This window comes from Plesiomonas sp., from assembly GCF_051650925.1.
Lineage (GTDB): Bacteria > Pseudomonadota > Gammaproteobacteria > Enterobacterales > CAMTGL01 > Plesiomonas.
In genome coordinates, this window is record NZ_JBOFRH010000575.1 from 1 (window position 1) to 4,976 (window position 4,976).

5 protein-coding genes are annotated in these 4,976 nt (G+C 49.9%); 4 read left to right on the top strand and 1 reads right to left on the bottom strand.

The genetic code is table 11. The annotated features are described in order from the left end of the window. On the top strand, positions 1 to 149 hold a 149-nt coding region (locus tag ACRC27_RS13655; RefSeq protein ID WP_438640130.1), incomplete at its 5' end, for a YbdD/YjiX family protein. Between the two features lie 231 nt (positions 150 to 380). Here the strand turns inward: ACRC27_RS13655 and ACRC27_RS13660 are convergent. Beyond that, complete coding sequence (locus ACRC27_RS13660) at positions 381 to 2,063, bottom strand: CYTH and CHAD domain-containing protein (RefSeq protein WP_438640129.1); 1,683 nt, start codon at positions 2,061 to 2,063, stop codon at positions 381 to 383. 170 nt (positions 2,064 to 2,233) lie between these two features. Here ACRC27_RS13660 and ACRC27_RS13665 point away from each other — a divergent pair, with 170 nt between their 5' ends. The 3 genes from ACRC27_RS13665 to ACRC27_RS13675 all read left to right on the top strand — a co-directional run bounded on the left by ACRC27_RS13665 (position 2,234) and on the right by ACRC27_RS13675 (position 4,954). Continuing rightward, positions 2,234 to 2,914, top strand: coding sequence for a TIGR00153 family protein (locus tag ACRC27_RS13665; RefSeq protein WP_438622367.1), 681 nt, complete (start codon positions 2,234 to 2,236; stop codon positions 2,912 to 2,914). 23 nt (positions 2,915 to 2,937) lie between these two features. Then, positions 2,938 to 4,203 carry an inorganic phosphate transporter gene (locus ACRC27_RS13670; RefSeq protein ID WP_438622366.1) on the top strand — a complete coding sequence of 422 codons (1,266 nt, stop codon included), beginning with the start codon at positions 2,938 to 2,940 and terminating at the stop codon, positions 4,201 to 4,203. Between the two features lie 130 nt (positions 4,204 to 4,333). Then, complete coding sequence (locus ACRC27_RS13675; protein ID WP_438622365.1) at positions 4,334 to 4,954, top strand: TIGR04211 family SH3 domain-containing protein; 621 nt, start codon at positions 4,334 to 4,336, stop codon at positions 4,952 to 4,954. Positions 4,955 to 4,976 lie beyond the last annotated feature (22 nt).

Below are 4,976 nucleotides of genomic sequence, written 5' to 3' on the forward strand. Positions count from 1 at the left end.
TTGGTGTACCAGATTACCTGCGTTATGTTGAACATATGCAGAAAACTCACCCTGAACTGCCGGTATTAACGGAAGCCGAATTTCACCGCGCCTGTATTGAGGCGCGTTATCCGGGTAAAAAAGGCACATTAAGTAAGTGCCCATGCTGATACTTGTCTTAACGTTGACCGACTCACTCAATACCAAGCCTCTGCTATTTTATGGTCCATCACGCCAATAAACAGCGAACAGACTCAGGCAAGCAAAGAGACATAAAGAAAGACGTAAAAAAGGGCTGATACAACATCAGCCCTTCTCTTTTATCCCTCATCTTACCGATTTATTTCTGCACCATGTTGCTAAGTATTATGTTGCCAAGCATTAAAACAACCAGTTAATCATCAAAACCAATATCCGGCCTGAGCTAAGGCATGATGCCGCGCCAACTCTAACTGCCCGACCTGATGCACTTCTTCAGCATTCAGGCTGCTCAATAGCTGCTCACAACGCGCAAGCAACTCTGTATCCAGCGTCAAGTCATGCTCTGTATTGTCTACGCTCTCCTGCTCTGCGTTTGCAGTAGCAAGCAGACTGTCGGTATATTTCTGAACAAAGCGGCGCACCACATCATGCTGTTGCAGCGTCTGTTGTTGTGCCCACAACGCCTGCCATGCCTGTCGGAATGGCAAACAGAGTTCAGCAGAATACAGCCCACCTAGAGCCAGTTCAGTTTGAGCATAACGCTGCACCCGTGGCATTTGATCCAGATAGTTTTGCCGTGCCAGCGGTTTTGCACCAACAAAGACACTTTTTACCTCAGACCACTGACGCGCCAACTGGATATCGGCAAACCGTTTCACCGGTGCGGCTAAATCCTGTTTGCCTTTTGCATCCGTGAAGCCCTGCCAGTGTTGTTCAATTAACCACTGGTTAAACGTCAGCAACAGTTGAGCATAACGTGGGCTAAGCAATAACGCTTGATAATGGGCGCTGCACAGTGGCCGCAGTGCCACTTCAGCGGCCTCAAACAATGCTGGCGCACGGGTTTGCAACGCAACATCCGATTGTTCTAACCATGCTGCTAATGGGCTTAAACCATCAACAACCGCCAGTTGCTCATCAAGCCACAGTAAATCCTGCCGCAAAGCCGCAGTTGCTTTGCGTGGAATTTGCCGGCCAAACAGCGTGAACCATTGGCGGATAAAATCAACCGCACAACGTACCTCTTTCAGTGCAGACCACGCTAATGGTGCTCGATACGTCGGCTCAGTCACTGTACCGAGCGCGGAATGAAACAGCGCTTCATTGGCCTGCCAGTGAGCCAGCGCCTGCTCTAATGCCTGCACGAAAGCCTGCTCCAGCGTGGCTTTTCGTGATACCACCATCAATGGCATCGGAGCGGCCATATCCGCGGCACAATGATCCAACCCAGCGCGTGGCGATGCCAGTTGCTGCGCCAAACGGTATCCACGTGCTGCTTTGCTATCACTGCCCTGACGTAATCCACCCAACTGACACAATTGCGCTGCCAACTGAAACAGCGCACGTGGCTGGCCACTGATCAGCTCAAGCTCTATCTCACAAATGGCTTCACGGCGATCACCGGCAATCACCCAACCCTGATCAAACGCCAGCTCTATCTCAGAAAAACGGTTGCACGGCTTACCTGCTTCATCATGATCTTCACAACGAATCAGCCACTGCTGGCGTAAAAAATCGGTATTAAACAGCGGTTGCAATTGCGCATTCACCGCACTGACATCCCACTCTGCTGGCCAGATATCAGCATCAAACAGCGCCAAATCAGGCGTTTCCTGTGTGATAGCCACATTAAATTCTGGCCGCTGATGCAACCCTGCGACTACCCGACCGTCTGTTTTTAAGGTCTGGGTATGCGCGTTATCTGCCGTGCGTACACGTAATCCCATTTTGGCACTACGCAAAAGTTGCGCGGGCGTATCATAATAGGTGTTGATCAATTGTCGCTGGCGCTGCTCGCTGATCTGCTGTTTTTTCAGCAGTTGTAACAGCGGGGCTTCAATCGCCGGAGACACAATAAATTTCAGCTCAATTTCAGTATTCATAATGGGAAACCAGATGTTGTCACGTAAATAGCACTGCTTTTTTATCTTAATGGCAGCAGAAAAATGAGGTTATTTGACGTCAAGCGGGTGAAGTCTGCGGTGACATACGATAACATGCGCATCCTCTGACAACTGTTGCGCAATTAAACGCCAACATAGGTACATTGGTTATGCCAGTTAATACTATTTTAGGTCTTTTTGCCAAGTCTCCCATCAAACCTTTGGGTGAGCATGCGAAAAAGGTGCACGAGTGCTGCTTGCAGCTGGTGCCTTTTTTTGAAGCCACAGCAAATGATGATTGGGAAAAAGCGAATCAGCTACGCGAGCATATTTCTCAGCTTGAGAAACAGGCAGACACGCTGAAACGTGAGATCCGACTTAAGCTGCCACGCGGCTTATTCCTGCCCGTTGACCGTACTGACATGCTTGAATTGCTGACTCAGCAAGACAAACTTGCCAACCGTGCGAAAGACATCTCTGGGCGCATTATCGGCCGCCATTTGCGCATTCCCGATGAAATGCACCCTGCTTTCATGAACTATCTGCAACGCTGCTTGGATGCAACTGCGCAATCAAATCGAGTTATCGCCGAAATGGACGGCTTGCTCGAAACCGGCTTTAAAGGCCGTGAGGTTGCACTAGTAGAAACGATGATCACGGAGTTGGATCACATCGAAGATGATACAGACCACCTCCAGATCCTGCTACGTCAGACGCTTTTGACGCTGGAAGATCAATTCAATCCGATTGATGTGGTGTTCCTGTACAAGACTCTGGAATGGGTGGGTGATTTAGCCGATCAGGCATTGCGCGTAGGCGCTCGTCTGGAATTGATGCTAGCTCGCTCATAACGTAGCAAATAATAGGTAATTCAATGGAAATTTTGGCACAACACGGCTCACTTATCGTGCTGGTCGCGGCCCTTTTAGGCTTACTGATGGCTATTGGTATCGGCGCAAATGATGTCGCCAATGCAATGGGCACCTCTGTTGGCTCAAAAGCGGTCACGATTAAACAAGCGATTATTATCGCGATGATCTTTGAGTTTGCCGGCGCTTATCTGGCCGGTGGTGAAGTTACCCAAACCATTCGTAACGGGATCATTGAGACCTCGTTATTCAACCATCAACCGCAAATTTTGGTCTTTGGCATGATGTCGGCGCTACTGGCAGCCGGTACTTGGCTGATCGTAGCATCATTCATGGGTTGGCCGGTATCCACCACCCACTCCATTATCGGTGCAATTATCGGTTTTGCCTGTGTGTCTGTTGGGCCACATGCGGTTGACTGGAGCAGTGTAAAAGGCATCGTCGGGAGCTGGCTGGTTACGCCGCTGATTGCGGGGGTACTGGCTTACGGCATATTTATCAGTGCACAACGGCTGATATTTGATACCGAAAACCCGATGAAAAATGCTAAACGCTATGGTCCGGTATACATGTTTTTGACCGCGCTGGTTATTTTCTTAGTAACCATCAAAAAAGGCTTAAAACATGTTGGTCTGGATCTGAGCGACAGCGAAACACTGCTGATTTCCGTGTTATCTGCCTTCGCCGTAATGGTTGGTGGCTACCTGTATATCTCCAGCAAAAGCTTTACTGCCAAAGCCGTATCTAAAAATGGGTTTGCCGGTGTAGAGCGGGTCTTTAGTGTGCTGATGGTGATCACCGCCTGTGCGATGGCATTTGCCCATGGCTCAAACGATGTTGCCAATGCCATTGGCCCACTTTCAGCAATTGTTGCCGTGATCAACAGCGGAGGCGATTTACAAAGTACCTCGCCAATCGTCTGGTGGATCTTACCGCTTGGCGCGGTCGGTATCGTGATTGGTCTAGCACTGCTGGGCCATAAAGTGATGGCAACCGTCGGCACGGGGATCACTGATCTGACACCAAGCCGTGGTTTTGCTGCACAATTTGCTACCGCCACTACCGTGGTTATCGCTTCTGGTACAGGCTTACCTATCTCCACCACCCAAACATTGGTCGGTGCAGTATTGGGTGTCGGCTTTGCCCGTGGCATTGCAGCGCTGAATTTGGGCGTGGTGCGCAATATTGTCGCATCATGGATCATTACCCTGCCTGCAGGCGCGTTCCTGTCGATCATTTTCTTCTACTTTTTCCGCGCGGTGTTCTCTTAATCGCCGAAAAAGAGTCCAAAAGATAACAGTGCTACTGGGTGGTGCGTCAAACTGGCGCACCACCGATTTGCTTCACTCCCGCAAACCTTCTACTATTCCCCCATCTTGAACACGCACAAAATTTGACCTTATGTCCAAACTAAGCACAAACATTGCCGCTCTGCTGCTGGCCGCTTGCACGTTCAGCGCACAGGCTTCAGAAACACGTTATATCTCCGATGAGCTGCAAACTTACGTGCACTCAGGCCCCGGTAATCAGTACCGTATTGTTGGCACACTCAATGCTGGTGAGCCGGTGACACTCAACGCATCGAACGCACAAGCGGGTTATGCGCAGGTGACTGACAGTAAAGGGCGTCAGGTTTGGTTACCGGCCAATCAGTTAAGCCCCCAGCCCAGTTTGCGAACCCGTGTGCCAGAACTTGAAGCACAGGTAAAAACCCTGAGTGAAAAACTCACAACCATTGACAGTAGCTGGCAAGAACGCACCAAAGAGATGCAGCGCAAAGTCAGCAGCAGTGACTCTGAACTGAGCACTCTGCAAGATGAGAATAACCGCCTGAAAAGCGAATTGAAAAATACGCAGGATAAAGTGCAACTGCTCAGTAGCCAACTCAATGGTGAAAAGCGCGAGATCCTGATGCGCTGGTTTATCTACGGCGGTGGTGTTGCCGGTATTGGTCTGCTCATTGGTTTGGTCTTACCAAGCATTATGCCGACACGCCGACGCAAAGATCGCTGGATGCGATAGTCTAGGGTCATCAGTAACCCAA

Excerpts from the sequence above, each read along its gene's own strand:
- ACRC27_RS13670 (WP_438622366.1), top strand. The coding sequence starts at position 2,938 with ATGGAAATTTTGGCACAACACGGCTCACTTATCGTGCTGGTCGCGGCC.
- ACRC27_RS13665 (WP_438622367.1), top strand. The coding sequence starts at position 2,234 with ATGCCAGTTAATACTATTTTAGGTCTTTTTGCCAAGTCTCCCATCAAA.
- ACRC27_RS13675 (WP_438622365.1), top strand. The coding sequence starts at position 4,334 with ATGTCCAAACTAAGCACAAACATTGCCGCTCTGCTGCTGGCCGCTTGC.
- ACRC27_RS13660 (WP_438640129.1), bottom strand. The coding sequence starts at position 2,063 with ATGAATACTGAAATTGAGCTGAAATTTATTGTGTCTCCGGCGATTGAA.